Here is a 19,678-nt window from a genome sequence, read left to right on the forward strand (position 1 = left end):
AAGTACTTTTTCATTATTTAGATTGATAAATAATCCTCCTCACTGGATATATGCTATTTCTTGCCCGATTGATGTTGGTAATTGCGTAGTATCATACCAGTTGATTTGATCATGTTATTTTTTTCATAAAAAGGCTGCAAGTTTTCATCGCACATCAGGTCAATCATATAGATATCTTTCAGTTCGTCTAGGATACGTGCAACCATTTCGTTACCAATTCCGCGGCCTTGATAGGCGGGGAGGACTTCCAGTAGTGGGATATAGGCTGACAGGACATGATCGCTTATCCCAGTAATGAAACCAACAACCTGATTCTGTTGTTCATCGATTGCCAGAACCACATGATCACTATTTTTTAATAATTGAAAATGTGTAGCAGTATTTGGCGGATTAGGCCAATCGACAAAAAATCCAGTAAGCATATCAGGGTGAATCTTTTCTAACGAGGTGGTATAAATCAAATTCATTCACCTTCCCAGTTGCTAATAAGATTCTGTAAATTAAAAACGTTATTCCGTGCAATTTTATCATATGGTTATAGGAATGTCATTATTGGTTTTTCGCACTGGTTGTAACCATACAAGTAGGGTTATAATGAAGATGATAAATTCAATTGGAAAGGGTTATTCCTGTGTATCTCACCATAAAAGAAACTGCAGAATATTTGTCGCTTGATGAGAAAAAAGTCAGAGCATTTGTCTTACAGGGGCGGATTCGTACAGTATATGATGGCCAAAACTACCTCATCAATAAAGATCAGTTTTCTACTTACTTTGAACAGATGGAGAAATATAAGAAGCTAATGGAAGAGTATTTAAGTGAACCGATTCCGGAAGATATTGATGTAAAAGATGAAGATTAAGGAGAAATAGATGAAGGATAAACAAAAGCAAGCGAAAAAAGAGCAGAAGACACTCGTATATCATGTCACAAAGCCATCTGAGCTATTGCCATTTTTATTAAGTGCTATGTCAAGCCGCAGCCGGAATTCGGTTAAATCTATCCTGACACGGGGGCAAGTTACGGTTGATGACCATGTGGAAACGAAGCATAATTATCCATTACGCTCCGGGCAGACGGTTACGATTTTGAAAAATAAGGCGGCGGTGAAGGAAAGTGTCTTTATCGGTATGTCGATCCTTTATGAAGATAAAGATATGATCGTGATTAACAAGGATGCCGGATTACTTTCGATTGCTACGGAAAAGGAAAAGCAACGAACGGCACATTACCAGCTAATGGATTATGTTCGTCAGGAAAATCCGCAAAATCGTATTTTTGTCGTACATCGATTGGATAAAGACACATCTGGCGTCATGATGTTTGCCAAAAGTGAAAAAGTGAAGCGGGAACTGCAAACGAATTGGAAGCATAACGTGAAGGAGCGGATTTACGTTGCTTTAGTCGAGGGAAAAGTGAAACAGCCAAAGGGAACAGTCACCTCATGGCTGAAAGAAAGCCGTACCCATTTGGTGTACTCCAGTCAACATAAAAAAGATGGCCAGCTCGCGGTGACACATTATAACGTGATCAAAGCAGGGAATGATTTTTCTTTAATGGAGGTTCAGTTAGAGACCGGGCGAAAAAATCAAATTCGTGTTCATATGCAAGACCTTGGCCATCCGGTTGTCGGCGATAAAAAATATGGATCGACGGTAAATGCGATCGGGCGGCTTGGACTTCATGCGAAAGTCCTCGCGTTTACCCATCCGATGACAGGAAAAGTGTTGCGGTTTGAAGCAGATGTTCCGAAATCATTTTGGCAAAAAGTAAGGTAAAGAATCTACAGCCTTGTAGGTTCTTTTTTTTGAATCGCAAAAAATACTTGCGCCTTACGTTACGTCAACTGGTATAATAAAGGTGAGGAAGGTGGGAGGATGTGTATTCGATTGGTCAATTAGCAAAAATGAGTGATGTAACAGTCCGCACATTAAGGTATTATGATCAAATTGGATTGTTGCCGCCTAATCGTGTTGATGGTGGTGGTAAGCGTTATTACAATTCAGAAGCTGCGGCAAAACTGCAGATCATTACCATGTTAAAAGGGCTTGGATTTTCACTTGAAACGATCCGGGAAATGGTGGAGAAACAAGTGAAATCACCAAAGGATTTGCTGTTTATGCAGTTACATATTATTGAATTAGAGCAACAGCGTCTGGATAAGGCGAAGGAGAAGATTCATTTTTTAATTCAATTAATGGAGCTGGAAGGGACCGAGGATTGGGAGCATTATGTTGATTACGTTTCCACAAACCAAGTCAGCGCTCAAGACATAGCCGCAAAACAAAATCGTTATTTTACACAAGAGGAACTGGATAAAATCAAATGTTTACCCAAGATTGGACAGGATTTCGAACTGGTCAACAAATGGATCCATATCGTAAACGACATTCGAAACATGCTTGGCACGGACCCTGCATCTCCAGAGGCGCAGAAACTAGCAAAAAGATGGATGGATCTAGCATATGAAATGTTCGATAATGATCGGGAATTAGCTCATAAGGTGTGGCAGGTGGATTGTGATCATGAAGAGAGCCTTGGATTCTATCAGTTTGATGAAAAAGTAGTGACATTCATTAACAAAGCCTGTGTATATCTATATCAGGAATCGAATGGTGTGGATCATGTATGAATAAAAAACTGATTATTCTTGATTTATTGTGCTATGGGGTCATCCCGTTTCTGATTTGGAAGTACGTCCGTGATTTTACTGGTGACTACTGGGCAATGCTGCTTTCCACCGTCCCCGGGTTCATTTATACGGCTTATCGTTTTATCAAAGAGCGGCAGTTTAATATCGCGGGTCTGTTTATCATTAGTTCGCTTGTAATCGGGACAACTGTCGATCTGATGTCAGCAAACGCGGAGAATATGCTTTGGAATCAAGTCTACTTAGGTTATGGATTTGCATTTATTTACTTATTATCAATGGTGATTCGAAAGCCATTGGGACTTTACTTTGCGGTGGATGGGGCATATTTACAAGGGTATCGCCGGAAAGACAGCATGGCGTTATTTACGAAAAAAGGACTCTTCCAATGGTATCAACTAGTGACGCTGTTATTTGTGATTCAAGGGGTTTTCCAAAACTCGCTGAAAGCATGGCTAATTTATAAATTTGGTGTGGATGGATATGATCAAGTATTAATCTATCGGAAAGTTAGCGGGTATATCTTTTCGGCAATCATTTTTGGCGGATTTATGTTGGCAATGGTCAAAACAAACAATTATTTGCGCGAACATGCGTCTGAATATGCTGGTGAGACGCTTCATAAGTGATCGTGAAAAGAGCCGCTTGTAAGCGAGATCACTGAAAAGTACCTTTCATAATCGTTTAGAAGAAAACGGGCTTAAAAACGTGCGAGAGCAGACTTGAAACGTGCGAGATGCATAGGTTTTCTAAATAAATCTATTTCACTTTTTCACCAGCCTCCTTGTAAGCTGCTCTTTTCACTCTTATCAAATTGGCGCCTTCTCAATCACTCGTTCCTTTCTTCCTACCGTTGTTTCTGCATACTTAAGCGAGTTCATTACAGCTTCCTCAGTAGTCTCTACAACCGCCTGAAAGAGTTGATTCATTACTGGATGATCATCGCGGATATGGACAAGCGTCTCTGTCTGATGATTGCTTTCATGCATGTATGGATTGGCTGTCGAAAACGCAATCGCGATATCTCCGCTGCCATTGGCGATCTGGCTTCCGGTTCGTCCGAGTCCAGCGGCACAACGCTTGGCCAAACGTTTCAATTGCCGGTCGTAAAGTGGGGCATCGGTGGCAACGATCATCATAATTGAACCATCGGGTGTGTCGAGTTGTTTGTTATTCCAGTTGGCAAACTGCGCATCTTCCCGCTTGCCGAAATTGCTTAACACCAGACAGCCAACTGTATACTCAGTCCCTTCCGCACAAATCATTCTTGATGCCGTGCCAATTCCTCCTTTATAACCAAAACAAACCATCCCTTTTCCAGCACCGGCAGCGCCTTGTTCCACCGGACCTGTTGTTGCGTTTTTAATAGCTTGAATCGCATGCTCAGGTTTGACTGCTTGCAGCCGCATCGAATTTAAATAACTATCATTACACTCTCCAACCACAATATTTATCGAACTGGTGGAGTCGCCGACTTCCTTGTTTGTTTCCAGCATATATTGCAATGTCCCTTGCAGCACAGCCCCGACACTAAATGTGTTGGTGAGCATAATGGGCGATTCTAGTAGTCCGAGCTCATCCATTTGAATGAGTCCGGCTGTTTTACCATACCCATTAATGACGGCGCTCGCTGCCCGTGTTTTCTTAGTGAAAAGATTATCGCCATGCGGGAGAATAGCTGTTACACCGGTGCAAATGGTGTTAATGTCATCGATTTTTTTATATAAGGTGACATGACCAACTTTAACCCCTGGTACGTCGGTAATGCCATTGGATGTTCCTTTTGCGAGATTCATCGCCAAGCACGCTCCTCTATTAATTTTGGTAAGGTTATATAATGGACGATAGAACTAGTTGAGTAGTCATAATAGCATAAATCATCCTAAAATACTTGCAGTCCGTTTTCATTTACGTTATAAATAATATACAAGTTCATATTACAATCCTTCGGGGCAGGGTGCAATTCCCGACCGACGGTAAGAAGCAGCGTTTTGCTTTAAGTCCGTGACCCGTGCGGTTTTCGTAACCAAGCGGTGGATCTGGTGTAACTCCAGAGCCGACAGTTAAAGTCTGGATGGGAGAAGGAATGTTAGATAGCAAGCATGATCGTGAAAAGGTTTCGTCTGTGCGATCGGATTATTTGTATACCAATAATCTGTATTGCCAATTTTTAGTATACCTTAATAGAAGCATGTGCTTGTTTATTTAAACTTCTACCCTAACGCCTCTGAAGCTGATTTCAGAGGCTTTTTTGATTTTAAGAATAAAAAAGGGAGGGAGAGCTATTTTGAATGATAAGGATTATATGGAACTTGCCTTGAAACTGGCCACAGCAGTATTGGGACAGACCAGTCCAAATCCGCCGGTAGGAGCGGTGGTGGTGAAAGATGACGTGATTGTTGGCTTTGGCGCCCATCTAAAAGCTGGTGAGGCGCATGCGGAGGTTTATGCACTGGATATGGCTGGAGAAAAAGCAAATGGAGCGACGATTTTTGTCACGCTTGAGCCGTGCAGTCATACGGGAAAAACATCACCGTGTGCGGATTACATTATTGCAAAAGGAATCCATCGGGTGGTTGTTGCGGTGGCAGATCCGAATAAAAAGGTTTCTGGCAGAGGGATTGCGAAACTCCGTAGTGCTGGAATAACTGTTGAAGTCGGGATGTTACAAGCGGAAGCAGAGCAGGTGAATCGGGTGTTTTTCCATTACATAACAACTGGAATGCCGTATGTGACATTGAAAGCGGCTACGAGTTTAGACGGGAAAACTGCGACTGTAACCGGAGAGAGCAAATGGATTACCGGGGAAGAAGCACGTTTGGATGGACACCGGTACCGACACTATCATGATGCCATTCTTGTTGGGGTGAACACAATACTGGCAGATAACCCACGTTTGACCACACGAATTGGTGATGGTGGAAAAAACCCGATCCGAGTAGTTTTGGATACGATGCTAAAAACGCCATTAGATGCCAAAGTTGTCACCGATAAGCAAGCGAAAACGATTATTTTCACCAGTAAAGATGTTCCTGGGGAGCGCTTGAAGCTTTTTCAGAAGCAAGAGCAGGTTACCGTTATCCCGATTGAGCACCAGCAGGTACACATTGAAGACGTCCTGCGATATTTAGGCAAAAAAAGGATTACCTCGCTATTGGTAGAAGGCGGCGCGAAGGTTAATGGTTCCTTTCTAGCAGCCAAAAAGATCGACCAATTTATTATATATATGGCGACTCAGCTGATAGGTGGGGCAAACACGCCGACTTCCTTTGCTGGGGCAGGATTTGAAAAATTAAGCGATGCCCTATCGATGGAAATCAAACAGGTAGAAATGATTGGGGAAACGATTAAAATCACGTGTGTTCCACGAAAGGATGATAGCGATGTTTACCGGGATTGTTGAAGAAAAAGGTACAATCACTCAAATGGATTATGTCTCTGATCAGGCTGTTCGGTTAACAATTGGTGTGGAAAACGTAACAACCGATTTGCAGGTCGGCGACAGTATTGCTATAAACGGGATTTGTCTGACCGTTACGAATTTTTCTCAGTGTGATTTTCAAGTTGATGTGATGCCGGAAACGATGAAATCAACCTCGCTGAACGACCTTGATACAGGGTCACATGTCAATTTGGAACGGTCACTTGCGGTCAACGGCCGGGTTGGCGGACATTTTGTATCCGGGCATGTCGATGGTATTGGGAAAGTAATGGAAAAACAAAGAAAAGAAAATGCGTCTTACTATAAGGTTGTCATTCCAGAAGAGTTCCAGCGATTTGTATTTGTCAAAGGGTCAATTGCTGTTGATGGTGTGAGTCTAACCATTTTCTCAGTGAGTGACAAGGAAATTACGCTATCCTTGATTCCCCATACAGTTGCCGAGACAGTTTTAGGAGGAAAAGAGCCTGGAGACAGCGTTAATCTAGAGTTCGATATGTTAGCGAAATATGTACAGAACATGATGGAACAACAAATATTCCACAAAGAAAGAGGGTAGCAAACATGTTTCATTCCATTGATGAGGCGATTACTAATTTAAAACAAGGAAAACCAATTATTGTTGTAGATGATGAAAACCGGGAAAATGAGGGGGATCTGGTTGTGTTGTCTGAGAAAGCAACACCGGAAGTGATCAATTTTATGATTACCCATGCGAAGGGCCTGGTGTGTACAACGATCACAGAAAAATTAGCCAAACAACTAGGTTTATCCATGATGGCGAAACAAAATACTGACCCATTCGGTACCGCGTTTACCGTGAGCATTGATCATCAAGATACGAAAACAGGGATAAGTGCGGTGGAACGTTCGCAAACAATCCAGGCTTTACTGCGGCCGGATACCAATGGAAATGATTTCAAGCAACCTGGCCATGTTTTCCCATTGATTGCTAAGACTGGCGGTGTGTTGACGCGGGCAGGACACACGGAAGCATCCGTTGATTTAGCCGATTTGAGCGGTGCCTTTCCATCATGTGTAATCTGTGAAATCGTCAAAGAAGATGGAACGATGGCGCGTGTGCCAGACTTAATGGAGACTTCCGAGCAATACGACTTAAAAATTATTACCATTGCGGATTTAATCGATTACCGAAAAAAGCATGAAAACCATGTAACACGTGAGATTGAAACGGTATTGCCAACCGAATTTGGCGATTTCCGTGTAGTTGGTTATTCCAACGATCTCGATGGGAAGGAACATATTGCCCTGGTAAAGGGTGACATTCATACGGATCAGCCAATCTTAACGCGCATTCATTCGGAATGTTTGACAGGGGATGTGTTTGGCTCGTTTCGCTGCGATTGTGGCAATCAGCTCCATGATGCACTGGAAAAAATGAACCAAGCGGGACAAGGTGTTCTGGTATACATGCGGCAAGAGGGCCGCGGAATTGGTTTACTTAATAAACTTCGTGCGTATAAATTACAGGAAAATGGAATGGATACGGTCGAAGCGAATGAGCAGCTCGGATTTGCTCCGGATCTGCGCGAATACGATGTAGCCGCCCAAATTTTGTTGGATTTGGGTGTTCGACGCATTGATTTGTTAACGAATAATCCGGAAAAAATAGAAGGATTAGTAGCGTATGGGATTCAGGTGAAATCAAGAATTTCGCTGGAAACCGGCCATCGCAAGGAAAATGAAACATACATGCGAACGAAGCAGGAGAAAATGGGTCACTTGCTGAACCTGCAATAATCATGGAAAGGGATGAGGATCATGGGTCACACATATGAAGGAAGTCTAGTTGGTACGGAATTAACCGTGGGAATTGTTATTGCTCGTTTTAATGAATTTATTACTAATAATCTGTTAAATGGTGCGATTGGCACATTAAAACGGCATGGTGTTTATGAGGATAATATTGATGTTGCTTGGGTACCGGGTGCATTCGAAGTTCCACTTACCGCGAAAAAAATGGCCGAATCACACTATGATGCGGTCATCACTTTGGGAGCGGTTATTCGTGGCGCAACCCCACATTTTGACTATGTTTGCGGTGAGGCGGCAAAGGGAGTAGCGAATGTATCGCTGAAAACGGGTAAACCTGTTATTTTTGGAATTTTAACCACCGAGACGATTGAACAGGCGATAGAACGCGCCGGGACAAAAGCTGGTAATAAAGGTGCTGAAGCCGCGGTGGCCGCAATTGAAATGGCGAGTCTAGTAACAGAGATAGGGAGATAATAGACGTATAAAGGTCCGATTCAGTTCAACTAACATTCAGTGGGGAGGGAACGCCCCACTGAATGAAGTTTCACTTTATGATAAAATAAGGAGAGTAAATATGGCAGTTTGTAGTTAGGATGAAAAACAATGCTTACAGTTGAACATTTATATAAATCATTTGGTGAAAAAGTATTATTTAATCATGTCTCCTGTTCCATCACCGGGCAAGATCGTGTTGGATTGATTGGCGTTAACGGCACAGGGAAGTCCAGTTTTCTCAAAGTCCTTGCAGGCATTGAATCAGCTGAAGAAGGAACGATTAATCACTCGAAAGACTATCGAATCGAGTATTTAGCCCAAGACCCGGAGTTGAATCCTGATTTGACGGTGCTTGAGCAAATTTATTATGGGGATTCCCAAGTCATGAAGGCCATGCGCGAGTATGAGCAAGCATTACGGCGATTGGAAAAGGATCCGGACAATGTAAAGGCACAAGGAAATCTATTAGCCATGCAGCAGCAAATGGATCAGTTTGAAGCCTGGGAGGCCAATACACAGGCCAAAACTGTGCTAACCAAATTGGGGATTACAGCATTTGATACGCATATTCATGAACTTTCTGGTGGTCAAAAAAAGCGGGTCGCAATTGCCAAATCTTTGATTCAGCCTGCCGATTTATTGATTTTAGATGAACCAACCAACCATTTGGATAATGCGACGGTAGAATGGCTGGAGAAATTTTTGGCGAATTATAAAGGAGCATTATTACTGGTTACGCATGATCGCTATTTTCTTAACCGGGTAACAAATCGTATTTTTGAACTGGATAAAGGAAATTTGTACACGTATGCCGGTAATTATGAACTGTTTTTGGAAAAGAAGGCGGAACGGGAAGCATTAGAGCATAGCTTGGAACAAAAACATCAAAATACCTTAAAACGGGAAATCGCCTGGCTAAAGCGGGGAGCAAAGGCGCGTTCCACCAAGCAAAAAGCACGGATTGATCGTGTCGAGGAAATGAAGGAAAAGACCTTTGATACGACGAAACAGGAAGTGTCCTTTCAGGTAGGTTCCGCACGATTAGGCAAAAAGGTTATCGAATTAGAGCATATTAGAAAGGGGTATGGCGATAAAACGCTATTAACGAATTTTAACTATCTTGTTGTTCCCGGCGAGCGACTGGGAATCATCGGGCCAAATGGTTCTGGAAAATCAACGCTATTAAACATGATGGCAAAAAGGGTAATCCCGGATGAAGGTACGATTGAAATTGGTGAAACCGTTCATATTGGCTACTATACCCAAGGTGAGGAAGAACTTGATGATGGCATGCGGATTATTGAATATATTAAGGAAGTTGCTGAGGTCATCCACACCAAAGATGGCGAGGTCATTACCGCGGAACAAATGCTGGAACGATTTCTTTTTTCCCGGAGTGAGCAATGGACGTACATCGGCAGACTCTCTGGTGGTGAAAAACGTCGGCTGTATTTGCTAAAAGTATTAATGACCGAGCCAAACGTTTTGCTATTAGACGAGCCGACAAATGATTTGGATACCCAAACATTGAGTGTGCTGGAAGATTACTTGGAGCAATTTCCTGGTGTGGTCATCACCGTTTCGCACGATCGCTACTTTTTGGATCGGGTTGTTGATCACTTACTTGTGTTTACCGGAAATGGACAAGTCGAGCGATATCACGGAAACTACCATGAATATTTAGAACAGGCAAAAAAGGAAATGGAAAAGCACGAGCCAGCACCAGTAAAAAAGAAAGAGCAACAACCAGCCAAGAAGAAAAAATTGTCCTATATGGAAAAACGGGAATGGGACGGAATTGAGGACGAAATCGCTGAATTAGAAGCGATGTTAGAATCGATAGAGCAGAAGATTGCTGAAGCCGGAAGTGATCTGGAACAAGTGCAAGAGCTGTATAACGAGCAACAGCAAACCGAAGAAAAACTGGAAGCCAAAATGGACCGCTGGGCTGAATTGTCTGAGCTGGCGGAGTAGATGAATGAAGGCGGCTCTTGTCGGTGAGATATGAGATGGCTTGAGACCGCTAAGAAATCTTTTAATAATCGCTTGTAAAAACGTGCGGGAACAGGCCAGAAACGTGCGAGAAGCAGCTGGAAACGTGCGGGAGCAGGCCAGAAACGTGCGGAAGCAAGCTTGAAACGTGCAGGAGCAGGCTCGAACCGTGCGAGGGCAAGCCTAGAGTGGAAAAGGAATGTTCCGAAATGGGGTAATAAAAATGAAAAAGATTTTTAGTGAGATCCTCCAATTTCGCGGTACGCATTATGCGTTTGGCTATAAGCAGGGGATGTTGTTAAAGGATTCCTTAACGATAAAAAACCGTGAACGGCAGTGGAAGATTAGACGTCCACGTTTTACGATTGATGTGGACGAAACAAAGCAAGCAATATGTGCATTTGCGCCGGGCATATGGGATGAATTGCTTGGACTTGCTGATGCGCTGGAATGGAACCTAAAGGATACCCTTCAGGAATTTGGCGGGTACCGGCTAGAATATGTACGCAGTGGCTGCTCGATTTTTACCGGGAAAGATTACTTGATTCGTAACTATGATTACCACCCGAAAACCTATGAGGGTCGCTACATGGTGTTTCAGCCATCTGATCAGGGGTATGCGATTATTGGACCATCCCAGCGAATTACCGGTCGGATGGATGGCATGAATGAAAAGGGACTCGCTATGGGATATAATTTTATGCACCGGAAGACGCCTGGTGATGGGTTTATTTGCAATATGATTGGCCGGATCATATTGGAAAGCTGTGCATCGGTTGACGAAGCTGTGGCCATGCTGAAGGAAATCCCGCATCGGCACTCATTTAGTTACACAGTTTTGGACAAGGGTGGGGAAACTTATATTGTCGAGGCAACACCGAGAAGTGTTGTGGTACGCCAGTCGAATGTCTGTACCAATCATTTTGAACGATTAACGGATGAAAATCGACATCATTTGGCTGATTCCCGTGAGCGGCTGGAGGCAATGCAAAAGCAAGGAAAAGAGTTGACCGATGTCTATCAAGCTTTTCGGATGCTGAATGATACGAATAAAGGCGTTTTTTCCAAGCAATATAAAAACTGGTCCGGAACCATTCACACATCGGGTTACTTACCTAAGGAACAAAAAGCTTGGTTTGCCTTAGGTGGCAATCGGGAACCAGTCGTATTTGATTTTGCTGCTTGGCTTGAGGGGAAAGATTTTATGACGAAACGTGTATTAGGTGAGGTTGATACAGACTTGCCATTTGTTCATATGGATGAGCATGTACGGTAAGGCTAAAAGTATCAATGAAAACTAGGAGTTGAACGATTTGCAGAAGTATTTAACACAAAAATGGATTGTCATCAGTATTGCGGTGTTTTGCGCAATTTTATGGGGCAGTGCTTTTCCGGTCTTAAAGGTCAGTTATCTGGAATTAGAAATGGCGTCAGATGATACGATTGCTCAAATTGTATTTGCTGGCATGCGTTTTTTATTGGCGGGCTTGATATTACTTGTGGGCATGTTGATTATGAAACCTAAGGCATTGCTGGTCACACGAAGACAAGCGATGTTTCTCGTTATTTTTGGGATCATACAAACGGCGCTGCAATATTATTTCTTCTATAATGGTTTAGCGAATACTTCCGGGATGCAAGGGGCCGTATTATCATCGAGCGGTACCTTTTTTACTGTATTGATTGCACACTTTTTTTATACGAATGACCGCTTGAATGTACCCAAAATGATCGGTCTGATTGCCGGATTCGCTGGTGTGATTGTAGCAAACTGGGGGCAATCGTTCCAAATGGACTTTAAATTGACTGGTGAAGGATTTATGATTTTGGCTGGTTTGATGGGAGCCATTGGTGCAATCATGGCTAAAGAGATGGCGGTAGGAATCCATCCATTCGCTTTAACCGGCTGGCAGCTGACGATTGGTTCGGTTATCATGTTGCTTGTTGGGTTGCCACAGCTTGAGTCAGGTGCGATACAATTTACTCCATTTGGCTGGGGTCTATTGATTTATGCTGCTGTACTTTCTGCGGTCGCATTTGCTTTGTGGTACTCTATTTTGAAATATAATAAAGCTGGTGAAGTCAGCATTTATAAATTTGCCACCCCAGTTTCCGGGACGATACTATCAGCGATCTTTATTCCTGGAGAGCATTTGACTGTGTTTATTATTGGTGCGCTGGTACTTGTGGCAGTTGGGATTATTGCGATTAATAAGCCACAGCGGTCACGACCGGGTAAGGTTAAAAGTGGCCAGATGGAAGAATAAAATGGTAAACAAATTGCTCTATTGGTTGTTGGGAGATAGATATATTGTAATTAGCTTAGAGCCATTTCTGCAAGAATAACATCATATACTTCTTTCATATGATAGTCAGAAATAGTATAATAAAGAGCGTTTCATGCAGAAGGGTGGCTTCAATTTGTTTGGTCTGGAATTTACTTCGGAATCAATCATGATTTTATTAAAAATTATCGCAATCGATATCATCCTATCAGGTGACAATGCCATCGTGATTGCCATGGCCACCAGAAGATTGCCAAAAGATAAGCAGAACAAAGCAATTATCATGGGTACGGTTGGGGCTGTTATCTTACGGATTTTATTTGCGGTTTTGATTGTCTATTTGCTGCAAGTACCACTTGTACATTTTATTGGTGGGCTGTTGCTGTTGTGGATCGCTTATAATGTTATTGCCGATGATGATGAAAAGACGAATGTCGCATCTGCAAACAGTATGAGTAAAGCAGTGCTGACCATTATTGTTGCTGATGCGATTATGAGTCTTGATAATGTGGTTGCGATAGCCGGTGCTGCGAGAGGGCATCTTGGATTGCTTGCGCTCGGTGTTGCCGTTAGTATTCCGATTATGATTTTTGGCTCAAAGGTTATTGTTCGCGTGATGGAACGATTCAAGTGGGTCGCTTATGTTGGTACGGCAATCCTCGCTTGGACGGCTGGAGAAATGATAACGGAGGACGAGCTGGTTGTCGATGTACTTCAATTGGAACGTGGCCCATACATGTATGCGATAATCCTAATATTGATGGCAGCAGTCTTATTATCTGGTTTCATACATAACCGAAATAAGAAATCATAAGTTATACCAGTGGAGTGGGCTTCCTTATAATTTGGAAGTCTTTTTGTTTTTTAACCATTTCATATAGTTATGTGAATAAAAAAGTGGTACAATTACGTTTACTTTACGGTAAGTGGCGTATATTATGTTTAGTGGAGCGAACATAAAGGGAATACTAAAGAGACGAGATAAGTCCGGTATTCCACTGGTTATACTTGCCAGCCGTATATGTTTGTCAGTTAATTTTTTTGTGAATCATTATCAATCATATTATTTATTTGGGAGGTTGCGGAATTGAAGCTTTTTCAAGTAAGAAAGGGACAATTTGTATTTTATAATAATGAACTTCACAAGGTTTACTCGGTTAAACCGATGTTTAAGAAATCTATTCATTTGTATCGGTTAAAGGATATGCAGCAAATTTTGACACGGGCAAGTGAGATTCAGTTGTACCGGCCAAAACATATGGATTCATTTATTTTTTATGGCCATCGTTATACGATTGATAAAAACAAGGTTCCGGAAAAAGGCGACTATATCCTTATTATCAAACCTACCCCTGACTTTCTTGATCATTACTCCCTTAATGAAATTGAAAAAGTGGATAATGTGGAAGACGGCAATGTGGTAACAACCAGGGATAATGGCGTGAAGCATAGTGAATATGTTGTGATGGTGCCGGGAAAATTAGAGGACAGCCAGGATATTGCTTACTTTGATCGTAATCTGGTTTCTGAAGACCAATTACGAGCGGATGAGTCACCGGCAATATTACAGGCAGATGATTCGCCAATGAAGCCGGTGGTTGGTGATATTTACCTGGATGTGCAAACCGGTGTGAAGGCGATGATTGTAGCCATGACTGATAATGAAGTTATTTTTGGACATGGACCGCGTTTGCTTGCTGCTGATTTGATTGATGAAGACCGTTATAAATTGATTTATCGGGTGGAAGAGGATTTTTAAAAGTGTAAGACTACTCGTCCAACAAGCTTTAAAAAATAAACGAAAGCTCCTACTATTTGGGAGCTTTCGTTTTGTGTGTTCAACTTATTTTTAATTCAAGTAAGGATAATAAAATATATTGCAAATTTTTACAAATATAATACAATATAACTAGAAGGGTGAGCCATTTTTTGAGGTGATTTATGTATATTAAAAAGTTAGGTGAAGGTATTTCAACAATCTCTTTATTTTTGTATTTAATTGTGATATTTACTATATTTAGTTTAGGGCAAATCTTTGATCATTCATATTATCTTTATCCCGGTAAATTTATAATTGCTTCAGCAGGCATTATATTATTAATCAGTTTTCTTTACCCACCGACTAGAAAATTGTATTTAAAAGTACTTGTTTGGACAGCGATGAAAAAAGTCTTCACTTATTTTTGGATTGTATTGGTTTATGTTGCTCTCTTTTACTTAAACCGTCTGTTCTTTAAGTATGGCTTCTTTATGGATGAACAGTTTGTTAATCACTATAATTTAGGGATCAGGTATGCATTTATTTCTTTCCAGGAATTTTTGCTGTATCTGCTGACTTCTTGTCTACTTATTCCTATTTGGGAAGAATTAGTTCATAGGGTTTGTATAATGGTTCTATTATCCAGGTTTCTACCAGTTTGGTCCAGTGTCATTTTACAAGCAGTTATTTTTGGCTTATTACATATGCAAAAGCCAGTTTTAGTAGGTGTTTTTGCGTTACTTTCTCTATTTCTCTTTTATAAGACGAAATCGATCATTCCTTCAATTGTACTTCATATTCTTTTTAATCTCCATGGAGGTTTATTAACCTTTTACCATTTTGATTTCGTCCCAAGATGGTGATTTGCTTTACGAGGATATTATATGGCTACCTCGAAGCAGCCACATAATATTTTTTAGCATAGAATCAGTCCATCTGTGCCAACGCCTTATACCCAATCGTATTAACCGGATCTTTTGGTGAGGAATATGGTGGAGCATAGGCTAGTTCTAATTCGGTTAAATCCGAGACTGTGAGACCACCGTTGATTGCAGTAGCCAGTACAGCCAGTCGTTTGTCAACGCCCTTTCTGCCAATGACCTGTCCGCCTAGCAATTTTCCACTACCAGGTTCAAACAGAATTTTTAATGTGATTTTTTCTGCGCCAGGAAAGTAGCCTGCATTAGATAATGCTTCATGGGAGATAGTTTGGAATGGTTTACCAGCATGTTGTAAACTTGCACTTGTGTTGCCGGTACTTCCCACTACCAGATCAAATACCCTTAGAATAGCTGTGCCGACTACCCCTTGGTAAGGAATGGACTGACCATGAAGGTGGTTAGCAATAATAAATGCCTGTCGGTGTGCCGGGGAGGCAAGGGCAACATTACGCGGATGTTTTGTTAAAAAATCCCTCGTTTCGACGACATCACCTAACGCATAAATTGCCGGATCGGAAGTTTGCATATAATCGTTAACGGCAATGGCCCCTGTTTCACCAATAGCTAGCCCGGCGTTTTGAGCAAGTTCCGTATTTGGTTTAATCCCAACACCAAGAATCGTCATGTCTGGACTTAATGTATCCCCGTTGTCTAAACGCAATGTTTTTCCATCATTGGTAAGGGAATCCGCGGATTGTTGCAATCGTAAGTCTATCCCTTTTTCACGGACATGCCGATGCACTAGCTCAGCCATATCCTCATCCAGTATGTGCAAAAGATGGTTTGATCGATCAACAATGCTACAGTCGATTCCTTGGGCTGTTAAGTTTTCCACCACTTCCAACCCGACAAAGCCTCCGCCGACAATGACACACGTTTGTGGGTTCGTTTCTTGAATGTAGTTATTGATCTTGTCCATATCGGGGATGGTCCGTAATGTAAATGTGTTTTGGCAATCTATTCCATTGATGGGTGGGACGATAGCCGATGCCCCCGGGGACAGAATGAGTACATCATAAGGCGCTTCACCAGATCCTGATTCATGCTGGTATGTAATGATTTTTTGATCGCGGTCAATGCTGGTTACCGTGGTATCTAGTTGTACATCTACTGCATATTTTTCGGAAAACTTTTCGGCATCGGTTAAAATGGCATCCCGTTCATGTATAACATCACCAAGATAGTACGGCATGCCACAATTGGAGAATGCAATATAACCACTTTGCTCAAACAAGGTAATTTCTGCTTCCTGATTCAATCGGCGGATTTGTGATGCAACGGTGGATCCGCCGCCAACCCCGCCAACAATAACGATTCTTTGTTTCAATAGATACACTCCTTTCTTCGTTTACTTATATAATACCCTTGTCCGAAAAAAGTAAGCAAAAAACAGATGCCAGTGCGACATCTGTTTTTTTGCAGGTATTCATTTAATTAATCCAATGGTGCTGGCAAATACAATAACGACCGTGATAGGAAGAAGCCAGCGTACGATTTGAAACCATGTCTGATACAAACCATTAGACAGTTCTTTACCATAATTAAATTCCTGTTTGACCATCGCCTTATTCATTTTAAATGTCACAAAAATGGCGATTAAGAAACACCCAATCGGCAGCATGATGTTACTAACAAGAAAATCAGACGCATCAAATACCGTCAACCCGAAAATTTTAAAATTCGCTAAGGTGCTGGATGATAATGCTGCTGGAATACCAGCAATAAACACGATGAACCCGGAAATCCAGGCTACTTTCGTCCGTGATCGGTTATTGTTTGCCGTAAAAGCAGATGTAATAATCTCCAGCATACTAAATGATGACGTCAGAACCGCAAACAGGAACAGGAACAGAAACAGACACAAGAACAATTCCCCGAGCGGCATCTGAGCAAAGGCTTGCGGTAACACCATGAACAATAATCCCGGTCCCTCAGTCGGTTCCAGTCCAACCGCAAAGACGATAGGAAAGATCGCTAACCCTGCTAATAGGGAAACAAAAATATTCATAATGGCGACCGTACCAGCTGAAGCAGGAAGACTGACATCTTTTTTTAAGTAGGAACTATACGTGACCATCATCGAAAGACCAACTGCCAAGGAAAAGAATGATTGTCCAAGCGCATAAAGGACACTCTCCGCATTAAGACTAGAGAAATCAGGTTTTAAGAAAAAGGACAGGCCTTCCCCCGCTCCTGGAAAGGTCACAGCACGTATCACAATAATTATAAAAAAGATAAACAATAATGGCATAAGTATTTTACTTGCTTTTTCAATCCCATTTTTTATACCGAATGAGATAACAAGGATATTTAAGATAACAAAAACGCCGTGTCCAATAATGGTAATAACAGGATTCCCGGTGATCGTGGCAAACAGCTCCTGATAATTGGCTCCATCGGTGATAATCATACCAGGGATGGACATAACACTGTAAATAAGGACCCAGCCACCGACAACACTATAAAAGGACATCAGAATAAATCCGCCAATAACGCCTAATTTTCCAGTATGTTTAAAAAAACTGCTTGGTGCAAGTTTCCGATAGGCACTAACTGCCTCTTTTTGTGCGCCCCTGCCAATGATAAATTCCGCAATAAGCAATGGGAGACCGAGAATAACGGTGAACGCTATAAATAATAATAAGAAAGCTGCACCACCATGAATTCCCGTCATGTAGGGGAACTTCCATATAGCGCCAAGACCGATCGCGGCACCAGCTGCTGAAAAAATAAAGCCCAGTCGTGACGACCATTGATCTGTTTTATTTTGCATATGTTGGCCTCCAAAAATAAATGGTTTATCCATTTAAATTACCACTAGTTGTTGGTAGAGGCAAGGGGGAAAATGAATGGTATGATTATTTATAATAGGCTAACATGCTCCTGGTCTAACCAAAAGCAGATGTCTGCATAACATCTGCTTTTGGTTGGCTTCTTAAATTAGTTCAAGCGTACTAGCAAATACAATAATAATCGTAATCGGAACAAGCCAGCGCATGATTTGAAACCATGTCTGATAAAGACCAGGTGAAAATTCCCTGCCATAATTAAATTCCTGCTTAACCAGTGTTCGGTTCATTTTAAATGTGATAAAAATCGCGATGAACAAACATCCGAGTGGCATCATGATATTACTAACAAGAAAATCAGATGCGTCAAATGCCGTTAAGCCGAATACTTTAACATTTGCCAATGTATTGGATGACAGTGCTGCCGGAATGCCAGCGAGAAATACAAACAATCCGGAAATCCAGGCAACTTTTACCCGGGACCGCTTTTTGTTTGCGGTAAAGGCGGATGTAATGATTTCCAGCATACTAAAAGACGATGTTAAGATAGCAAACAAGAATAGGAGCAGGAACAAACAAAGAAATAACTGACCAAATGGCATCTGGGCAAATGCTTCCGGCAAGACCATAAATAATAATCCTGGTCCCTCTGCAGGTTCCAGTCCAAAAGCGAAGACAACTGGAAAAATGGCCAAGCCTGCTAATAACGATACAAAGATATTCATCACCGATACGCTACCGGCTGAAACAGGTAAGCTGACATCCTTATTTAGGTATGAGCTATACGTCACCATTACGGAAACGCCGACTGCCAGTGAAAAAAATGACTGACCAAGTGCATAAAGCACGTTTTCCGCATCAAGGCTGGCGAAATCCGGTTTCAGGAAGAAGGACAAGCCTTCCAGTGCACCGGGGAAAGTTACAGCACGAACCACGATGACGATAAAAAAGATAAATAATAATGGCATTAATACCTTACTTGCTTTTTCGATACCATTTTGAATTCCAAATGAGACGACAACAATGTTTAGGATGATAAAGATACCGTGCCCAATAATGGTAATAATCGGGTTTCCGGTTATCGTCGCAAACAGCTCCTGGTAATTAGCTCCGTCTGTAATAATCCTGCCCGGAATCGACATCACACTATAGATGAGCACCCAGCCCCCGACAACACTGTAAAACGACATCAGGATAAATGAACTAAGAACACCCCATTTTCCAATATGGGATAAAATACTATTTGGTGCAAGTTTTCGATAGGCACTAACCGCCTCTTTTTGTGCACCTCTGCCAATGATGAATTCGGCAATTAATAATGGAAGACCGATAATAATAGTGAATGCGATAAATAAAAGAAAAAAGGCCCCGCCGCCATGCATTCCTGTCATGTATGGAAACTTCCAAATGGCACCCAAACCAATTGCAGCACCAGCTGACGATAAAATAAAGCCAATTCTCGATGACCACTGATCTGTGTTGTTTTGCATATGTTGGCCTCCAAAAAAGATTATTTATTTAAAGTACCATTAGTTGTTGGTAGAGTGCAAGA

Annotated in this window: 19 protein-coding genes and 1 riboswitch; of the genes, 14 read left to right on the forward strand and 5 right to left on the reverse strand. The window is 41.8% G+C overall.

Annotated elements, in window-relative coordinates; genetic code table 11:
• Positions 1-53 precede the first annotated feature (53 nt).
• Positions 54-461, reverse strand: a complete 408-nt coding sequence (locus WMZ97_RS14130) for a GNAT family N-acetyltransferase (protein ID WP_343272772.1) — start codon at positions 459-461, stop codon at positions 54-56.
• 170 nt (positions 462-631) lie between these two features.
• On the opposite strand from WMZ97_RS14130, the gene WMZ97_RS14135 reads away from it, so the two are divergent.
• The 4 genes from WMZ97_RS14135 (at position 632) to WMZ97_RS14150 (ending at position 3,279) form a co-directional block, all read left to right on the forward strand.
• Positions 632-862: a helix-turn-helix domain-containing protein gene (locus WMZ97_RS14135; RefSeq protein WP_343272736.1), complete on the forward strand. Its 231-nt coding sequence runs from the start codon at positions 632-634 to the stop codon at positions 860-862.
• 10 nt (positions 863-872) lie between these two features.
• Complete coding sequence (locus tag WMZ97_RS14140) at positions 873-1,778, forward strand: RluA family pseudouridine synthase (protein WP_343272737.1); 906 nt, start codon at positions 873-875, stop codon at positions 1,776-1,778.
• A 101-nt stretch (positions 1,779-1,879) separates the two neighbouring features.
• Complete coding sequence (locus WMZ97_RS14145; protein ID WP_343272738.1) at positions 1,880-2,632, forward strand: MerR family transcriptional regulator; 753 nt, start codon at positions 1,880-1,882, stop codon at positions 2,630-2,632.
• Positions 2,629-3,279 (forward strand): VC0807 family protein, encoded by a 651-nt coding sequence (locus tag WMZ97_RS14150; protein WP_343272739.1) that lies wholly within the window; start codon positions 2,629-2,631, stop codon positions 3,277-3,279. Before WMZ97_RS14145 ends, WMZ97_RS14150 begins: the two co-directional genes overlap by 4 nt.
• 180 nt (positions 3,280-3,459) lie before the next feature.
• Here WMZ97_RS14150 and WMZ97_RS14155 read toward each other — a convergent pair whose 3' ends face one another.
• A complete protein-coding gene (locus WMZ97_RS14155) occupies positions 3,460-4,446 on the reverse strand; it encodes a DmpA family aminopeptidase (protein ID WP_343272740.1) in 987 nt (328 codons plus the stop codon).
• A gap of 143 nt (positions 4,447-4,589) precedes the next feature.
• Positions 4,590-4,740: riboswitch (FMN riboswitch) on the forward strand.
• A 197-nt stretch (positions 4,741-4,937) separates the two neighbouring features.
• Here WMZ97_RS14155 and ribD point away from each other — a divergent pair.
• The 10 genes from ribD (at position 4,938) to WMZ97_RS14205 (ending at position 15,259) form a co-directional block, all read left to right on the forward strand.
• Positions 4,938-6,053 (forward strand): bifunctional diaminohydroxyphosphoribosylaminopyrimidine deaminase/5-amino-6-(5-phosphoribosylamino)uracil reductase RibD, encoded by a 1,116-nt coding sequence (ribD, locus tag WMZ97_RS14160; protein WP_343272741.1) that lies wholly within the window; start codon positions 4,938-4,940, stop codon positions 6,051-6,053.
• Positions 6,034-6,648 carry a riboflavin synthase gene (locus tag WMZ97_RS14165; protein ID WP_343272742.1) on the forward strand — a complete coding sequence of 205 codons (615 nt, stop codon included), beginning with the start codon at positions 6,034-6,036 and terminating at the stop codon, positions 6,646-6,648. Before ribD ends, WMZ97_RS14165 begins: the two co-directional genes overlap by 20 nt.
• Before the next feature lie 5 nt (positions 6,649-6,653).
• Positions 6,654-7,850: a bifunctional 3,4-dihydroxy-2-butanone-4-phosphate synthase/GTP cyclohydrolase II gene (locus WMZ97_RS14170; RefSeq protein ID WP_343272743.1), complete on the forward strand. Its 1,197-nt coding sequence runs from the start codon at positions 6,654-6,656 to the stop codon at positions 7,848-7,850.
• A gap of 21 nt (positions 7,851-7,871) precedes the next feature.
• A complete protein-coding gene (gene ribH, locus WMZ97_RS14175; protein ID WP_343272744.1) occupies positions 7,872-8,339 on the forward strand; it encodes a 6,7-dimethyl-8-ribityllumazine synthase in 468 nt (155 codons plus the stop codon).
• Positions 8,340-8,468: 129 nt separating this feature from the next.
• Positions 8,469-10,334 carry an ABC-F family ATP-binding cassette domain-containing protein gene (locus WMZ97_RS14180; protein WP_343272745.1) on the forward strand — a complete coding sequence of 622 codons (1,866 nt, stop codon included), beginning with the start codon at positions 8,469-8,471 and terminating at the stop codon, positions 10,332-10,334.
• 241 nt (positions 10,335-10,575) lie between these two features.
• Complete coding sequence (locus WMZ97_RS14185; protein ID WP_343272746.1) at positions 10,576-11,628, forward strand: C45 family peptidase; 1,053 nt, start codon at positions 10,576-10,578, stop codon at positions 11,626-11,628.
• 37 nt (positions 11,629-11,665) lie between these two features.
• On the forward strand, positions 11,666-12,619 hold the full coding sequence (locus WMZ97_RS14190) for a DMT family transporter (RefSeq protein WP_343272747.1): 954 nt from the start codon (positions 11,666-11,668) through the stop codon (positions 12,617-12,619).
• A 187-nt stretch (positions 12,620-12,806) separates the two neighbouring features.
• On the forward strand, positions 12,807-13,451 hold the full coding sequence (locus tag WMZ97_RS14195) for a TerC family protein (RefSeq protein ID WP_343272773.1): 645 nt from the start codon (positions 12,807-12,809) through the stop codon (positions 13,449-13,451).
• A 273-nt stretch (positions 13,452-13,724) separates the two neighbouring features.
• On the forward strand, positions 13,725-14,396 hold the full coding sequence (locus WMZ97_RS14200; RefSeq protein ID WP_343272748.1) for a hypothetical protein: 672 nt from the start codon (positions 13,725-13,727) through the stop codon (positions 14,394-14,396).
• Positions 14,397-14,578: 182 nt separating this feature from the next.
• Entirely contained in the window at positions 14,579-15,259 is a 681-nt protein-coding gene (locus WMZ97_RS14205; RefSeq protein WP_343272749.1) for a CPBP family intramembrane glutamic endopeptidase, read from the forward strand.
• Positions 15,260-15,323: 64 nt separating this feature from the next.
• On the opposite strand, the gene WMZ97_RS14210 is transcribed toward WMZ97_RS14205, so the two are convergent.
• The 3 genes from WMZ97_RS14210 to WMZ97_RS14220 all read right to left on the reverse strand — a co-directional run bounded on the left by WMZ97_RS14210 (position 15,324) and on the right by WMZ97_RS14220 (position 19,616).
• Positions 15,324-16,673 carry an FAD-dependent oxidoreductase gene (locus WMZ97_RS14210; protein ID WP_343272750.1) on the reverse strand — a complete coding sequence of 450 codons (1,350 nt, stop codon included), beginning with the start codon at positions 16,671-16,673 and terminating at the stop codon, positions 15,324-15,326.
• Between the two features lie 90 nt (positions 16,674-16,763).
• Positions 16,764-18,110: a sodium-dependent transporter gene (locus WMZ97_RS14215; protein WP_343272751.1), complete on the reverse strand. Its 1,347-nt coding sequence runs from the start codon at positions 18,108-18,110 to the stop codon at positions 16,764-16,766.
• Positions 18,111-18,272: 162 nt separating this feature from the next.
• On the reverse strand, positions 18,273-19,616 hold the full coding sequence (locus tag WMZ97_RS14220; protein WP_343272752.1) for a sodium-dependent transporter: 1,344 nt from the start codon (positions 19,614-19,616) through the stop codon (positions 18,273-18,275).
• Positions 19,617-19,678 lie beyond the last annotated feature (62 nt).

The sequence above is a fragment of the Lentibacillus songyuanensis genome (assembly GCF_039548255.1).
Lineage (GTDB): Bacteria > Bacillota > Bacilli > Bacillales > Amphibacillaceae > Lentibacillus_C > Lentibacillus_C songyuanensis.